This is a genomic window from uncultured Turicibacter sp., assembly GCF_938044715.1.
Lineage (GTDB): Bacteria > Bacillota_I > Bacilli_A > MOL361 > Turicibacteraceae > Turicibacter > Turicibacter sanguinis.
Window position 1 is genome coordinate 1 of sequence record NZ_CALIOS010000024.1, and the last position, 14,585, is coordinate 14,585.

The 14,585-nt window shown below is 35.3% G+C and carries 15 protein-coding genes; 4 read left to right on the top strand and 11 right to left on the bottom strand.

Features of this window, described 5'->3' with window-relative positions; translation table 11 throughout:
- Both QWC74_RS02435 and QWC74_RS02440 read right to left on the bottom strand, forming a co-directional pair.
- A partial coding sequence (locus tag QWC74_RS02435; RefSeq protein WP_288993889.1) for an ATP-binding cassette domain-containing protein occupies positions 1-1,472 on the bottom strand: 1,472 nt, incomplete at its 3' end.
- Complete coding sequence (locus tag QWC74_RS02440; protein ID WP_155222900.1) at positions 1,460-3,298, bottom strand: ABC transporter ATP-binding protein; 1,839 nt, start codon at positions 3,296-3,298, stop codon at positions 1,460-1,462. The genes QWC74_RS02435 and QWC74_RS02440, both read right to left, overlap by 13 nt.
- 339 nt (positions 3,299-3,637) lie before the next feature.
- Between QWC74_RS02440 and QWC74_RS02445 the strand changes: the two genes are divergently transcribed.
- Positions 3,638-4,069, top strand: coding sequence for a hypothetical protein (locus tag QWC74_RS02445; RefSeq protein ID WP_006783581.1), 432 nt, complete (start codon positions 3,638-3,640; stop codon positions 4,067-4,069).
- A gap of 136 nt (positions 4,070-4,205) precedes the next feature.
- On the opposite strand, the gene QWC74_RS02450 is transcribed toward QWC74_RS02445, so the two are convergent.
- The 9 genes from QWC74_RS02450 to QWC74_RS02490 form a co-directional block, all read right to left on the bottom strand.
- Positions 4,206-5,912, bottom strand: a complete 1,707-nt coding sequence (locus QWC74_RS02450) for an ABC transporter ATP-binding protein (RefSeq protein ID WP_288993891.1) — start codon at positions 5,910-5,912, stop codon at positions 4,206-4,208.
- Between the two features lie 27 nt (positions 5,913-5,939).
- On the bottom strand, positions 5,940-6,569 hold the full coding sequence (locus tag QWC74_RS02455; RefSeq protein ID WP_006783579.1) for a DUF4004 family protein: 630 nt from the start codon (positions 6,567-6,569) through the stop codon (positions 5,940-5,942).
- A 9-nt stretch (positions 6,570-6,578) separates the two neighbouring features.
- A complete protein-coding gene (locus QWC74_RS02460) occupies positions 6,579-7,367 on the bottom strand; it encodes a polymer-forming cytoskeletal protein (RefSeq protein WP_006783578.1) in 789 nt (262 codons plus the stop codon).
- A 13-nt stretch (positions 7,368-7,380) separates the two neighbouring features.
- The gene (locus QWC74_RS02465; protein WP_006783577.1) at positions 7,381-8,046 is read right to left on the bottom strand and encodes a hypothetical protein; all 666 of its coding nucleotides are present in this window, start codon (positions 8,044-8,046) and stop codon (positions 7,381-7,383) included.
- Positions 8,047-8,056: 10 nt separating this feature from the next.
- Positions 8,057-8,908 (bottom strand): hypothetical protein, encoded by an 852-nt coding sequence (locus QWC74_RS02470; RefSeq protein WP_006783576.1) that lies wholly within the window; start codon positions 8,906-8,908, stop codon positions 8,057-8,059.
- 135 nt (positions 8,909-9,043) lie between these two features.
- A complete protein-coding gene (locus QWC74_RS02475) occupies positions 9,044-9,574 on the bottom strand; it encodes a GNAT family N-acetyltransferase (protein WP_006783575.1) in 531 nt (176 codons plus the stop codon).
- Between the two features lie 316 nt (positions 9,575-9,890).
- Complete coding sequence (locus QWC74_RS02480; protein WP_006783574.1) at positions 9,891-10,367, bottom strand: glutathione peroxidase; 477 nt, start codon at positions 10,365-10,367, stop codon at positions 9,891-9,893.
- A gap of 78 nt (positions 10,368-10,445) precedes the next feature.
- Positions 10,446-10,877, bottom strand: coding sequence for a MarR family winged helix-turn-helix transcriptional regulator (locus QWC74_RS02485; protein ID WP_006783573.1), 432 nt, complete (start codon positions 10,875-10,877; stop codon positions 10,446-10,448).
- 130 nt (positions 10,878-11,007) lie between these two features.
- Entirely contained in the window at positions 11,008-11,724 is a 717-nt protein-coding gene (locus QWC74_RS02490) for a hypothetical protein (RefSeq protein WP_230321554.1), read from the bottom strand.
- 289 nt (positions 11,725-12,013) lie between these two features.
- On the opposite strand from QWC74_RS02490, the gene QWC74_RS02495 reads away from it, so the two are divergent.
- From QWC74_RS02495 to QWC74_RS02505, 3 genes are all read left to right on the top strand, one after another.
- Positions 12,014-12,859: a hypothetical protein gene (locus QWC74_RS02495; protein WP_006783571.1), complete on the top strand. Its 846-nt coding sequence runs from the start codon at positions 12,014-12,016 to the stop codon at positions 12,857-12,859.
- Between the two features lie 142 nt (positions 12,860-13,001).
- Positions 13,002-13,730, top strand: a complete 729-nt coding sequence (locus QWC74_RS02500) for a hypothetical protein (protein WP_006783570.1) — start codon at positions 13,002-13,004, stop codon at positions 13,728-13,730.
- Between the two features lie 165 nt (positions 13,731-13,895).
- A complete protein-coding gene (locus tag QWC74_RS02505) occupies positions 13,896-14,567 on the top strand; it encodes a flavodoxin family protein (RefSeq protein ID WP_006783569.1) in 672 nt (223 codons plus the stop codon).
- Positions 14,568-14,585: the final 18 nt, after the last annotated feature.

The following is a 14,585-nucleotide window of genomic DNA, read 5'->3' on the forward strand; positions in this document are numbered from 1 at the left end:
ATTTCTTCTATTGAGTCTTTTACTTCTTCTAACGTTTGGTTTGGAATTCCTATCATTAAATCCACATTTATATTTTCAAATCCCGCTTCTCTTAATACTTCAATAATCGTTTCATCTTTCTCCACTTGATTAAACACAATGTTATCTTTAACCGAGAAAGCGAACAATTTAAAATCTTGGAAAACGACAGACATTAAAGCTAAATACTCTTTTAAATCATACTCTAAAATATTAACCCCATTTAAATAAATGGCTCCTTCTGTTGGTTCATACAAACGCGTTAATAATTTAATAAAGGTTGTTTTCCCCGCACCATTGAGTCCAACAATGGATAATTTCTCACCTGGCAGAATCGTCACATTAACGTTATTTAGCACATTAACTTCACTTTTTGGATATTTAAATGACACATTTTTAAACTCAAGTGTCAGATTATCCATCGGTACATCTGTCTCTTTCCCACTTAAAACACTTGGTTTTAATGCATCAAATTCTATATACGATTCCATGTATCGACACATTTGAGATAGCTCCATGTAGGTATTTAAAATTTGTGATAAACACTGACCAAACTGTGTTGCAGCTGAGGCATACATCGTAAAATCACCCAGTCCAATCGATTTAACAATGACTTTATATACCATATAAAGATACACGAACACTATCTGAATCTGCATCATCACTTCACTATAAGCTGCATATCTCCCAAGCACTTCATATAAATCAGTAAAGACCGTTAACGTCGTGTGATTATAATCCTCAATACGATCCATGATTAAATCGTCCATTTTATATAAACGAATCTCTTTTCCATAACTAAAATCGCTCGTTAAGTTTCCAAAATAACTAAACTTACGATTAACTGGAATCAAGAGTTGATAAAATTTAAACATCACTTGTTGTGCCTTCTTATTAATGAACGCTGATAAAATTGCCATTAAAAACAAAAATAGAATCATCAACGGATTTAACATCGAAATCATGGCAATCAATCCAATCATCGTTAAGATGGTTGAAAATAACGTCATCGAATATTCCATGACCCGATACATTGCCCCCTGATTATGAATCGGAAATAACGCACGCTCTTTCAAATCTAGAATCTTTGGATCCTCAATCATTTGAAAATCAAGGCTCATGATTTTTTCACCCACCATCGCGTCAAATCCATTTAACAACTCCTCATTTTTAATCTCCACCTTCGTTTTCAAACAACGCGATGTCACATTTAACACCAAATTTCCAAGCACCACGATTCCAACCAACCAGATAAAAACCTCAATCCTTCTAGAACCGGTCAACTCATCAATGACTAGCTTCATCATCACCAAATTCAAAAATGGCATCAAGGCCGTCACAATAGATGAGGTGATGACAATGGGAAGATAGGTCTTTGAAATCTGATAGGCCAATCGAAATAAAAAGAAAATCACGTTCAAATCTTTCATCAAGGGTTCTATTAATTTGCGCATGCTGCCATCTCCTCTACTGACTCTAACTGATAATACTGTGCTTGAATATTAAACATTTCCGCATAACGCCCCTTTTTCGCTAACAGTTCCTCATGAGTACCATACTCTAAAATCTCCCCATTTTCAAAAAAAGCAATCGTATCACAAAAACGTGTACTTGATAATCGGTGAGAAATATAAATGGCAGTCTTATCTCCAATCAAGGCATCAAAGTTTTGATAAATTTCATACTCTGCTAACGGATCAAGCGCTGAAGTGGGTTCATCTAAAATGACAATGTCTCCATTTTTATAGAGTGCCCGCGCTAATGCTAATTTTTGATTTTGACCTCCCGATAACTCAATTCCCTCTTCTTCAAAACCTTTTAACATCGGCGTCTCAATGCCATGCTTTAAGGATGCAATTTTATCTTTAATCCCTGCCTGCTCTAAACATTCCATCACTCTTGCACGGTCAAGGACATCACGATTTTGAATCGCTACATTTTCACCAACCGTAAACGCCAACACTTTAATATCTTGAAACACGACTGAGAATAAGTCGAAATACTTGGCGCGGTCCAAATTTTTAACATTAATCCCGTCTAATAATATTTCACCATCTGTTGGTTCATATAAACGAGTTATTAATTTAACCAACGTTGTTTTTCCTGCTCCGTTTATGCCAACAATGGCCAAGCGTTCTCCTGCCTTAATTTTAAACGATAAATCTTTAAAGATATAACGTTCACTGTTTGGATATTTAAAACTCACCTTTTTAAACTCAATCGTATACGGTTTAAGCAACGGAATAGGGGTTGGTTCTTCTAATGGTAGCTCATCTTGAATCTCTAAAAAAGTTCTAAAATGATTGACATACAATAATTGCAAACGAAGATGAGCTAAATCTTCCATTACGCTTTGCAAGGTCGTCGTGAAATGACTAATACTCGTAAAATACATGGAGAAACTTCCAAGGCTTAATCCCTTTGCTAAGACACAATAAATTAAATAGGCGTACACAATTCCTTCTCGAATTAAAATCAAGATTGCATCCACTAAACTCACGCCCAAATAACGCTTTTGAATTTTTTTCGTTAACTGTAAGTGTTCTCCTTTTATCCCTCTAAATTTTTCACAAAGCCAAATCCCTAATTGATAAATGCGAATCTCTTTTCCAAATTTAAAATCTGACATCGTATTATACAAATAGCTCGACCGGCGATTTAACGCTGCATTTTCATCTTTTTTAGAGAATTCATATTTTTTCGCTCTAGATGTTAAATAGTAAACAAACAGCATATTCAAAAATAAGTATAAAAGAACCCATGGACTGAGCATAAATAATAAACTCATATATGTCAGTAACGACACTAAACTCCCCGATACCTCAAACAACTTATGAAAAACCCCTTCAATTCCCACATGATTTGAAGAAACAGCTTGCCCGGCATTTTCTAAATCATCCAATGTTTTGGGATCTTCTGTATATCTAAAATCCATCTTCATAGCTTTACGTTGCATCTGATTTATAAACTTAAAACGCAGTAAAATGAGACGGGGCATATATAAATTTTTAATGAATGTAACAAGGGCATTAACCATTACCCCACCGAGCAAAAAGAATCCTAAAATACAAGCTAACACTATCACATTCATTTCTGTCGTCAACTCATCAATCAGCCACTTAATCGAAAACAAACTGATAAAGGGTTGCACGGCTGTTAATAATGTAAATAAACCATAATAAACAAATAATAACTTATCCCATTTCCAAGCGTGTGAAATCAAATACTTTAAATGATTTAAATCCCTTCGATTAACATCCTTTGATGATTTCTCATTCATGATTAATGCCTCCCCTAGTTAAATCCTCATTTTTCTATCCATCGTTAACAAAATAGCCCCTAAAACTTCATATTCTTTCGATAAACAAACCTTCTTGTTTAAAAATTTCTCTAAAGTTCGAGGACTATTAAACGTCTTTTACGCCTCATCTATCACCTGATACTTCATAAAATCCATTCTCTCCCCCTACCACTTATGATCTAAAGCCTAATTACGCATCATCCCTTAACAAACTTATTCATTTCTTTCGAAAATTAGACGAATCATGGGAAAATATAAAAAATTCAAACATATACTGATAGAGAAAGATGATATTCACCTAAAGGGAGATTGATAAAGATGGCTAATGTGAAATATAACGAAAACACGTATTATGTTCCAAATGACAAGTTTTTAATTGCTGTTTTAGATCATGCCACCATTCACAAAGATCCTTCAAACACCTCAAAAATGATGGTTTGTGCAAAGGTTGGGCAAGTCTATTCTGTTTCGTCCGTTGTCAATGACATGTATCGAATTAAACCGGGGTGGATTAGTAAAGAATTTTGTGAGGTGTTAGTTGCAGCAACGAATGAAGTCATCACATTAGAAGACCCATTTGTTGTTAAAGTCATCAGTAATATCCCAGTTTTAACCGAAGCATCTCCTGATGCTCATGCGACAACCGTCCTCCGTCCAGGTGATTTACGTCGTGTCATTGGAGAGTCAGAAGATTTCTACCAATTAGAAACAGGTGATTTCATTACTAAACGAGGATGTCGACGTTACTAAATTTGTTTTAAACTGAAGCTATTGAATATAATCAATAGCTTTTTTTATTTTCCCTTAACTCCCCGCCCCTCAAAAACCATTTATTACCATATAGAAAAATTATTTTTAAAGCCGACCTAGAAGGTCGACTTTAATCTTAACTAGCAACAGAAAAATCGTCGTCTTTTTTAAGTGTATATAACTGATAAAATGCACCTTTTTGAGTTAATAAATGATTAAAACTTCCAGATTCAACAATCTGACCTTGATCCATCACGATGATTTCATCATAATCTGATAAAATTTCCTCACTTAACTTATGAGTAATGGTAATGACTGTTAACTCATCGATTGCAAGCAACGTCTTTTCAATATCATACGCCGTCTGTAAATCAAGTGCTGAGGTTCCCTCATCCAACATTAAAATAGGCATCTCCTGAATTAAGGCGCGCGCAATCGCCACACGTTGCTTTTGCCCTCCTGATAAATTCTTCCCATTTTCACCAACAGCAGTTTTTAAAGCCTCAGGTAACAGCTTGATAAATTTTGTTACACCACTTTGAGTTAAAGCACGTTTTATTTGAATATCTGCAAAGGTTTGATCTAAGAAAATATTATCTGCAATCGTTTTATCAAATAAATAAATATTTTGATGAATCATAGAAGCGAGTTCTGTCATCGATAATGGGATTGGATTCTTAACATCTTGACCATCCACCAAAATCTGACCTTCATAATCACGGTAATATCCCATCATTAATTTAATCAGCGTCGATTTCCCACAACCACTTTCACCGACAATCGCATACTTTTTATTTTTTGAAAACGTATAAGAAATACCATTTAAAACCGGTGTTTCTTCATAAGCAAAATGCACATTCTCTAATCTAATTGATTCCTTAAATTCTGATAATGCTACTTCGTTAGATTCACGTTTTCCTACCTCAATCAGCGCCATGATTTTTTCATTCACACCGCTCATTCCTTTAATTTGAGTCACTTTCTGCATAATCCACATAATCGGACCTTGAATTCCATTCCCCAGTTGAACGACCGCAAATAAATTTCCGACTGTCATTTGCCCAAGAAGGACAAAGTATCCCGCAATCGCCATTCCAGCAATTTGTGTACCAATGGCAAAAATCATCGAAACAGCTTGAGCCACCCCTTTTAGATGTGTACTCTTAAATTTTGCATCCTCTAACTCATCATTCACAACGTTAAATTCATGGGTGACGGATGGAATCATTCGATAAGACTTCACGACTTCATAGCCTTGAAAAATATCTTTAATCTTTGAGGTAAACATCCCTTGCTTATCCGATACTTTATTTTGTCTTTTCTCAAGCACCTTCCCAAAAAGCGATGGCACAATCATTAATAAAGCGGCCATCAAAAACATCGCAAGTGTCACCCAGGGATTAATCCAGAGTAAAACAGCCGTGGTCCCTACAAAAATCACCACATCTCCAATCATCATTAAAAACGGTGTAATGTAATTGGCCTCAATCAAATTCATATCATTCGTCAAATTTGATAAATAATCAGCCGTATTACTCTTATTAAAATCTTCATAGTCTTTTGCTAAAATCCCTTTAAACACATCACGTTTTAGCGCAATCAACGTTTTTTTCAAATAAATCGCCTGAGTCGCACTTGTTAAATAGTCAACCAGTCCCATCAGTGAAAAATAAACCGCCGCGAAGAGAATAGCCTTCACAAAACCATTCATGTCCCCGCCCACTACATAATCAATCAATTGTTGAATTAAAAGCGCAATATAGCCTTGCATCGCTGCCCCAATACAACGAACTAAAACTGTTGTAACCAGTAAAAATTTGTGTTTAAACATGTACTGTCTCATAAACAGTCCCCCCCGATATTTTAAAATTTATTGCAAACTCGCTAACTTAATCTGACTTAGTTCCTTCGCCACTGCAATTTCTAACACAATTCGATCCTGCTCATCAATCAGCAACATCTCCTTATCAATCGCACCAATAACAAACGGCAGGCCTAAATGCCGCATCAAAAAAAGACTTGATTTTTCCTGTGTTAACTTCATAAAATGCTGATTTAAAAAAGCTTGAATCATTTTTCCTTCATCAAATGTAATAACCCCTGATGCCACATAATCTTGTAAAATTTTTAACATCAACACCTCTTTTAAATCTGATAAATTAGCTGAAGCCCCTGTCATACTTTGATACAACTGCATTGCCTGCTGTGACACAATCTTCTTATTTATTAACTCCGAACTATCAAATGTTGGTTCCGCTACATGGGGTGAGAAAATTTCTGACAACTCATCTAACGACACTGTATCCTTAAGTTCAAGAATCCGTTCAATTCGCTCAAGAATTTCTTTTCTTGGGAAAAATGTTTCTTGTCCGGTTGAAACAGACTTCTTAATAAACCATTCTTCAGGAATTAAGTTTTTACGCTTCCATCTGTACAGTTGTCCATATGAAATATTCGTTAACTGCAATAATTCTTTTTTAGAGATTAAAGATTCTTCCATACTCATCACCTAATTTCTATCTTGTTGTTTAATCTTTGCTGTAGGATGTGTTGTTAAATCAGTTGAATACTCCACATAATCAACCGTACACTCCGCTCCAATCATCACCTTATCACCGTGAACCTTTTTCGCTTTCGTATACGTCAGATTTATCTCATCACCTTCAATTTGATTCACCGTCAACGTCTTACGAACTCGTTTTTTCTTAGACGGACTCACCGTTAACTTCGTTGCCCCAATACTTTCACAGCGACAATGTTCATTTAACACAATATGAATTTCTTCACCATTAATTAACTTCGCATTATGAATCGCACCATAAATATTTAAATACTCACCCTCAAGTTCACCTCGTGTTCGAATCTCACCTTGTGACATTAAGGTATGAACCTTTATCGTTCCATCCCCATCAAGTGATCCATAGCTCGTCAAACGTTCACCTTTTAATGTCCCATTGACCACGCAAGCTCCCATACTTTGAATACTTTCAATCACACTTGATTCATTAAGTGTCGCCATCCCACGAATCTTTAACAACTTAATTGCAACACTTCCTTCAAACGTCGTATCACCATAAATTGCAACCGTCTGACACGTCACATGCCCTTTAAACTCACAATCCCCCATGACCTTAATCAAATTGGCCTCAACACGTCCCTCAAACGTCGCATCACCATAAACTTTAATACTGTTAGCTATAAGATCTGTTGTAATCAATCCATCACCATAAATACGAACCTTATCAAAGGTTCCTCCACCAACGGTTGCATCACCATATATCTTTAAATGCTCCGCCATCTTTCAAACCTCCTTAAATTTGTTTTTGACGCTTAACTTTCGAAGTCGGATGGATATCAATCTCTCCTCGGTACTCCACTTCCTCAATCATACAATGAGGTCCAATCACCACCTGATCGCCACATACCTTTTTAACATGACCATACTCTAAATAAATCTCATCAGCCTCCATCAGATTTGCCTCTAACGCCACTTTCTTTATTTTAAACATCGTAAAGATATTCCATGATTTAGATTTTTTCGTTAATTTTCTAACCTCAATCTTTCCGGCTCCAATTTCCATTACACTTGATGGTTCATGCAATAACAAGGTTACCTTTTCTGCATTCATCACACCTAATACTTTAAACTTTCCTTCGATTCGAATGTCTTCAGCATTTATTTCTTCATCTGCACTTAAATACCCTTCCACCTGTAACACTTCACCATCAACTGTTCCATGACAGGTACAAGATCCCACTACCGACATCTCTTTTGTCTTAATGCCCTGAAGCGTCATAGCTCCTGCTCCGTTAAACGTTAAACAAGAAATGTGACCTAAAGCCTTGCACGTTCCTGCCGTATGAAAATTCTCACAGTCGATATCTCCTGTAATTTTATGAGCACCTTCTAACATAACCTCTTTAAAAACACCACCGCCACTACTTCCTGCACCATTCATTTTTAAACTTCTCATCATTTTTTACCTCCTATACCATTACTTGATGATGAACAACTGACGATTCATCAATACTCAAACTGCCACTATACTCAATCTCATCAATCACACAATTAGGTCCAATGATGATATCATGCCCACTAATTTTTGAAATTTTTGCATATTCTACGCTGATTGTATCCGCCTCAATTAACTCTCCACTTACTTTTTTAAGTGGCGATAATCCTCCCATCAGCGTATTTAAAAGTGACCCAACCATCTGGGTCATGCCACTCTCCATCGATGAACGCATGATTTCAACTTCTGTTGCCCCAATTTCTTTAAATGTTGAACCACTCATTGCCTCAAGCCTAACGCTCTCACCACTTAGTAATCCTTCACAACTGACATGGCCGGCTACTTTAATCTGTTCCACTTCGATCCCTCCTGATACGTTCAACCAACCACTTACTGTTAACTCTTGTGCTTGAAGTAACTCTTGAACATTCATTGAACCTGAGATAAAAACCTCATCAGCTTTCATCGACTTAGCACGCACACGTCCCGACACTTTTACTTTCTCACCGCTTATCTGTTCAAATGATTCCAATATTCCCGATACAATGATTTCTTTTGCCGTAACAGATTTCTCAAAACAAGCTTTTCCACTCACTTTAATTTCTTCTTGGCAACTTAGAGCTCCAGTTGATAATACCTTCCCACTACTATAAAACTGATTGGTTAGCAAATTTCCTTCTAGGTTTGCTTTGCCGCTCGTTTGAAAAGTATCGCAGTTTAAATCCCCACTAAACGTGCCACTACCAGAAATATGAACTTTCTTATAATCTCCACCTACTAAATGAAGCTTTGAACTTATATTTAAATTTTGTTTTTTATGGTCCATTTTAATCATCCTTTGAATAGGGTTTGTTTCATCATACTATTAATATAGCACAACATTGTTTCGTTGTGAATACTTTAACGTAACAATGTTTTATTATTTCTATTTTAAACGAAACAACCCCATAAAAAAAACAGGTTATCCCTGTTTTATCCATTCAGATTTTAAGATGGCATACTCGTAGGTATCTAACCAAATCGGCTTTCCTTCTTCATCCTTCTTAAAGTACACATTTTGTAACAATGTCCCCTCATAACGCATCCCAATTCGTTCTAACAACTTCCAAGATGGTTCATTTAATGGACTACACATCGCAACAATTCGTCTAGCACCTAAATGAGTAAAAGCATAATTCATTAACGCTTTGACACTTTCTGTTGCGTAACCTTTACGTTGATACTGACGATTAAAAACAAACCCTACTTCCCATGTTTGAAATGCTCCTTCAATTAACGTTAAATTCCCAATGACTGTTCCATCTGCTTTCAAACAAACTGCAAAAAAACAATCGTCATTTACTCGTTTGAGCGTCTCTTGTTTGGCTTGCTCTTCAGTATAAACCTCATAAGGCTCAAATTGAACAACTTCCTCATCACGCAAGTATTCATACAAATCCTGCCAATCTTCTTTCGTAAATCTCCTAATGATTAATCGCTCTGTTTGTAACATTTAAATCAACTCCTTCTTTATTAAATGCTATACCTAAGCCACCATTTGTAGAACCAGTCTTTTGTTTTAAATAATCGTCATAAAAAAGATTGAGTCTTTAGAAAACTCAATCTTTTTTAATCTTACTTATTACGACTCATTAAATTAATTCTTTAATGGCATCTTCTAATTATTCTCGTTTCATTATCGGTGTAAAACGCACCACAACATTTCCTACACGATCCACTAGTAACCATTTAGTATCCCCTGTTACCGTTTCAAATCCTGTTGAAAAAATTTAGCCTATAAACCATTTGACGCTTCATCTAATTTTTCCTTACTTTAATAATTTTTGAATATCTGCTTCAATCTTTGAAGGTTTTACCGTTGGGGCATATCGTCTAATGACACGACCATTTTGATCAATTAAAAACTTCGTAAAATTCCACTTAATCTCTGAGCTAAACAGTCCTTTTGCTTCCTTTTTTAAAAATCGATAAAGTGGATGTGCTCCTTCCCCATTCACTTCTATTTTTTCAAACATTGTAAAACTCACGCCATAATTCAGTTGGCAAAACTCATGAATCTCTTTATTACTTCCTGAATCTTGTTTTGCAAATTGATTACATGGAAAGCCAAGTACTTCAAACCCTTGAGGTTTATAATCTTGATAAAGAGCTTCTAATTCTTTAAATTGAGGTGTTAATCCACACTTACTCGCTGTATTGACAATCAATACCACTTTTCCTTGATATTCATCCATTCGAACCATTTGTCCATTCATTTTCTTCGCTTCTAAATGATAAAAATTCATTTTCATTCCTTCTTTCTAATTTTATCAAATTTAATTTTATACAATTAATTTAGAAAAAATTAAAGTTAAATCCGTGATTTAACTCAATTTCTTTAATAAAGATTCCAGTGATGATTTCAAGCTAGCGTACTCTTCTACCTCGCCACCAACACGACAGAATAATTGATTTGGAATATCTACCATTTCATCTTTTAACACACGCCCATCTTCGGTTAATTCCACAATCACGACACGGTCATCTTGTGGATCACGATATTTGATGACTAATTTCATCGCTTCTAATTTTTTAATGAGCGGCGTTAACGTACCTGAATCTAAATGCAAAGCCTGTCCTAAATCCTTAAATGAGATAGCTTCCTTTTCCCATAAAACAAGCAATGTAATATATTGCGTATACGTTAAGCCAAACGCATCTAAAAATGGTTTATATAACTTAATGACTTCACGAGATGTCGCATATAAAGCAAAGCACAACTGATTCTCTAATTTTAATGCTTCATATTTGTTCATCATTTCACCTCATATGATTTTATGAAATTTAATTGTATAAAATCAATATTATAGTCATTGTAATTCATTTTTTATCTACTGTCAATCAAAACATAAAAGATGTCATCTCTTCCTCTTAAGAGATGACATCTTACATTTCACTGATTAATTCGATAATCCGCTCTTTCATCGCATAATCCAATTTAAATAATCTCACATAATCTAAAAACTCTTTTTCAATCGTCTTAATTCCCTCCCCGTACATTTCCTTAAATCGTTTATTAACCGTTGATTCATTTAATCGATAAAATGATAAATATTTATCCATTCCGTATGTCATAATGAGATATTGCGTAAAAGCACCGACGACAGGATACGTTAAATAAGGGGGATAATCATAAAAATACTCGTCTTTCATCAAACGTTGTAATGAAACATACTGGTCATTCTCTAACCAATAAAGAACCCACTCAAAATTATGAACACCAAACCATTTCTTATTAAAAAACATCGCTAACCCTTCTCGAATGGCCACTGCATTTGGTCGATTAATTAAATTAGCTAACAACAACACATCTTGATGAAAGCCAATCGCTTTTTGTTTCCGACTATAGACTGCATAAATCTCAAATGGATCACGAAAAAAACTACTACACGGAACATAATCACCATAATACATTCCAACCTCATCTAAACTATCACATAAAAAATAATGAATTTTCTCTTCCAACTCAAGTCTTAAAACCTGTAACACATACTTCAGGCAATGCTCTTGATACTCCATAATCTCTTCAATATCCTTCTGCGCCAAACTGCCCGCATGTACATGAAACACATAATGATCACTTTCGTTCACTAACCACTTCATCATTTTCACCTCCTTTTTACGAGATTTAAACGCTTACTTTTTATTATCGTCATTATATTGCTAAAATATCCATTCTAAGCCATAATTTTTATTATTTCTCAAAATTTTTACTTCTAATGAATCTCATCATCTCCTACTAAACTTTCTTACTATAGCTTATGACAGCTCGTCATACTTCGTTTATTTTTTTAGGCGTTTTCTTCAAAAAAATATCTTTTCTTTCAATACTTCCAATTGTCAGGTGCCCTTTTAACCGCTATAATTAAATTCGTTATGAAAGGGGGCAATTATGAAACCTCTAGGCATTCTATTTTTAATCTGTGAGCTATCCCTACTCAGTGCTTGTTCTACCCCTGTACCCGAACTTGTCTTACTCAACACCCCAGGCATGCCACTGAAACTCACGCAGATTGAATTCCCAACTGAGGAACCCCAATCTACCTCAGTTTCCCTACAAAATCCTAGTCAAATGACTCTTCCAAACAAAGAAGAAGAATTCGACTCTCCTCTTTTATCAGATGAAGAAAAACCATCAAATAATGAGGACAATCCTTCAACACATTCCATCCAACCCTCCCTTGAATCTCCTAATCAAAATACCCCTTCACTTTATTTAGAAAACGGAGTGGGACGTGCCTATTATGAAACACTACCCTATCTAAATTCTAATGATGTCATCACCCTTAATAATGGTGAAACAGATTATGCAACCGTTCAATTTGATCATTATGAAATTATTGATGACCATCAAAAAAGTGGACGTAAAGGCATTGCCTTTTACTACAAAGAAACTAATATTAGTGATCAGGAAATTCACGTTGGATTAGCAGGACGCGTGTTAGATCCAGTTGTCAATACAAGTGTTTTCTATGGAGAAGATGAACTTAAACTGATGCCTGCAGATGAACTAAACCTAAAATTTGCAGATGAAGATTATCTTCAAACACAGCATGTCGAGTTCACTCAACAACAAGCAAAGGTAGAAGCTTGTTCTACCCCTAATACGCTAGAGCCAGGAAAAAGTCGTCTGTGCTATAACCATTATAGCTATGCTGGGAAGGGAGAATATCTCATCAATCAAGCGCTAGATAACACTTATAGTAACTATCAAAGCTTTTTGATTGAAGTAAAATAAGGCCACCCTAACGGTGACCTTATTTTTTTTCGCCAAATTATAACAAAGTTATGGAATTTTATTATTAATATTGTAAATTTAACCTTAATCATCTATCAATATGCTATAATTTCATATCATAGAATTGAAAGGGATTACCAACATGAAAAAAATACTACTCTTAAGTTTACTATTCTTAACTGCCTGTCATCAAAAACAAAATGTCATGGAAGATGCACAACCACAGCCGGAAATCATAGAAGAATCCCCAACAAAAATTGAAACAGCCGAAGAAAATATTGCGATTGAAGAGGAAGAAGAACCATCCGTTAATACACTGATAGATAGTAGTGATTATATCGTAAATGAAGCACAACTCTATCTTGAAAATGGATTATCACGCCATGACTACGAAACACTCCCTCACTTAACTATCGGTGATCAAATCACCATTCAAAATGACGACCAAATCCTTGGATTGGTCTCATTTGACAAAGCTGAAATTGTCGATGATGAACTTGGAAGTTCAAAAAAAGGGTTAGTACTATGGTTTACCGAAACAAATACAACCAATGAGACACTTGAAGTTGGGCTATATGGGCAACATCCTCTAACTCTAATGACTGTCTTTAAAGATGATCAAGAACTTAAACCACTTTCAACGACTCCTTACATCATGGGGGTTGAGAACAACGATTATTTAGCAAACTATCACGTTGAATACAACAATGAAAAAGTACTTCCATGTTCTGAAAACACTAAATTATTGCCAGGTGAAAGCCGCATGTGTTACCAAATTTACAGCTATGCAGGAAAAGGAGAATATTTAATTAACCAAGCAACTGATTTAACCTATGAAAACTGGAAAAGCTATCTTTTAACAATTGAATAAAAAGGGCCCTAGGCCTTTTTTTATTTATTGCATTGACCGAAATTGAGGATATTTTATAAGAAGGAATGACCATTTCTATCTTTAACTCTACGGAGCGTCGATTGAACATATCTATTGTCGTCTTTATAATAAAGTCATCAGCTAAGAGAAGGAGATGATTTCCCTATGAAATTTATTATCTTTAATGGTAGCCCTGCAGGAGCTAATAGTCACACGAATGTAATAGCAGAAGCTTTTTTACGTGGTGCTAAACGAGGCGGTGCAGATACTGAAAATATATTCCTCATTGACAAAAAAATCGGTCACTGTAAAGGTTGCTTTACCTGTTGGTTTAAAACTCCAGGAAAATGTATACTGCAAGATGATATGGAAGCATTACTTCCAAAATATAAGGTTGCTGATGTTGTCTGCTTTGCAACTCCAATTTATACTTGGAATATGACAGCTGTACTAAAAAACTTTGTCGACCGTCTTATCCCATTGAAAAGTCCATTAATCGTTCAGCAAAATGAAAATTTTGACCTTGTCGATACCGTACAAAAAACACAACAATTCGTTGTCATCTCAAATTCTGGTTTCCCTGGAAACAATAATTTTGAAACAATGAAAGCTGTTTTTTCTCCCTGTCATCCTGTTTTAGAAATTTACAGGAACTGTGGCAAACTGTTAAAAAGTAAAGATATCCACATTAAGCCAATCGTTGATGAATACTTGGCTGCTGTAGAACTAGCAGGATTTGAAATGGCAACACAAAGAGCTATAACGAAAGAGACGAAGTTAAAACTAGATATGCCTCTGATGACAATTAATGACTACCTTAAGTATCTTGGGATGTAATGAGTCACTTTTTAAAAT

Bases quoted from the DNA above. Each gene is read 5' to 3' on its own strand.
- QWC74_RS02440 (WP_155222900.1), bottom strand. From the start codon at position 3,298: ATGAATGAGAAATCATCAAAGGATGTTAATCGAAGGGATTTAAATCAT.
- QWC74_RS02445 (WP_006783581.1), top strand. From the start codon at position 3,638: ATGGCTAATGTGAAATATAACGAAAACACGTATTATGTTCCAAATGAC.
- QWC74_RS02450 (WP_288993891.1), bottom strand. From the start codon at position 5,912: ATGAGACAGTACATGTTTAAACACAAATTTTTACTGGTTACAACAGTT.
- QWC74_RS02455 (WP_006783579.1), bottom strand. From the start codon at position 6,569: ATGGAAGAATCTTTAATCTCTAAAAAAGAATTATTGCAGTTAACGAAT.
- QWC74_RS02460 (WP_006783578.1), bottom strand. From the start codon at position 7,367: ATGGCGGAGCATTTAAAGATATATGGTGATGCAACCGTTGGTGGAGGA.
- QWC74_RS02465 (WP_006783577.1), bottom strand. From the start codon at position 8,046: ATGATGAGAAGTTTAAAAATGAATGGTGCAGGAAGTAGTGGCGGTGGT.
- QWC74_RS02470 (WP_006783576.1), bottom strand. From the start codon at position 8,908: ATGGACCATAAAAAACAAAATTTAAATATAAGTTCAAAGCTTCATTTA.
- QWC74_RS02475 (WP_006783575.1), bottom strand. From the start codon at position 9,574: ATGTTACAAACAGAGCGATTAATCATTAGGAGATTTACGAAAGAAGAT.
- QWC74_RS02480 (WP_006783574.1), bottom strand. From the start codon at position 10,367: ATGAATTTTTATCATTTAGAAGCGAAGAAAATGAATGGACAAATGGTT.
- QWC74_RS02485 (WP_006783573.1), bottom strand. From the start codon at position 10,877: ATGAACAAATATGAAGCATTAAAATTAGAGAATCAGTTGTGCTTTGCT.
- QWC74_RS02490 (WP_230321554.1), bottom strand. From the start codon at position 11,724: ATGAAGTGGTTAGTGAACGAAAGTGATCATTATGTGTTTCATGTACAT.
- QWC74_RS02495 (WP_006783571.1), top strand. From the start codon at position 12,014: ATGAAACCTCTAGGCATTCTATTTTTAATCTGTGAGCTATCCCTACTC.
- QWC74_RS02500 (WP_006783570.1), top strand. From the start codon at position 13,002: ATGAAAAAAATACTACTCTTAAGTTTACTATTCTTAACTGCCTGTCAT.
- QWC74_RS02505 (WP_006783569.1), top strand. From the start codon at position 13,896: ATGAAATTTATTATCTTTAATGGTAGCCCTGCAGGAGCTAATAGTCAC.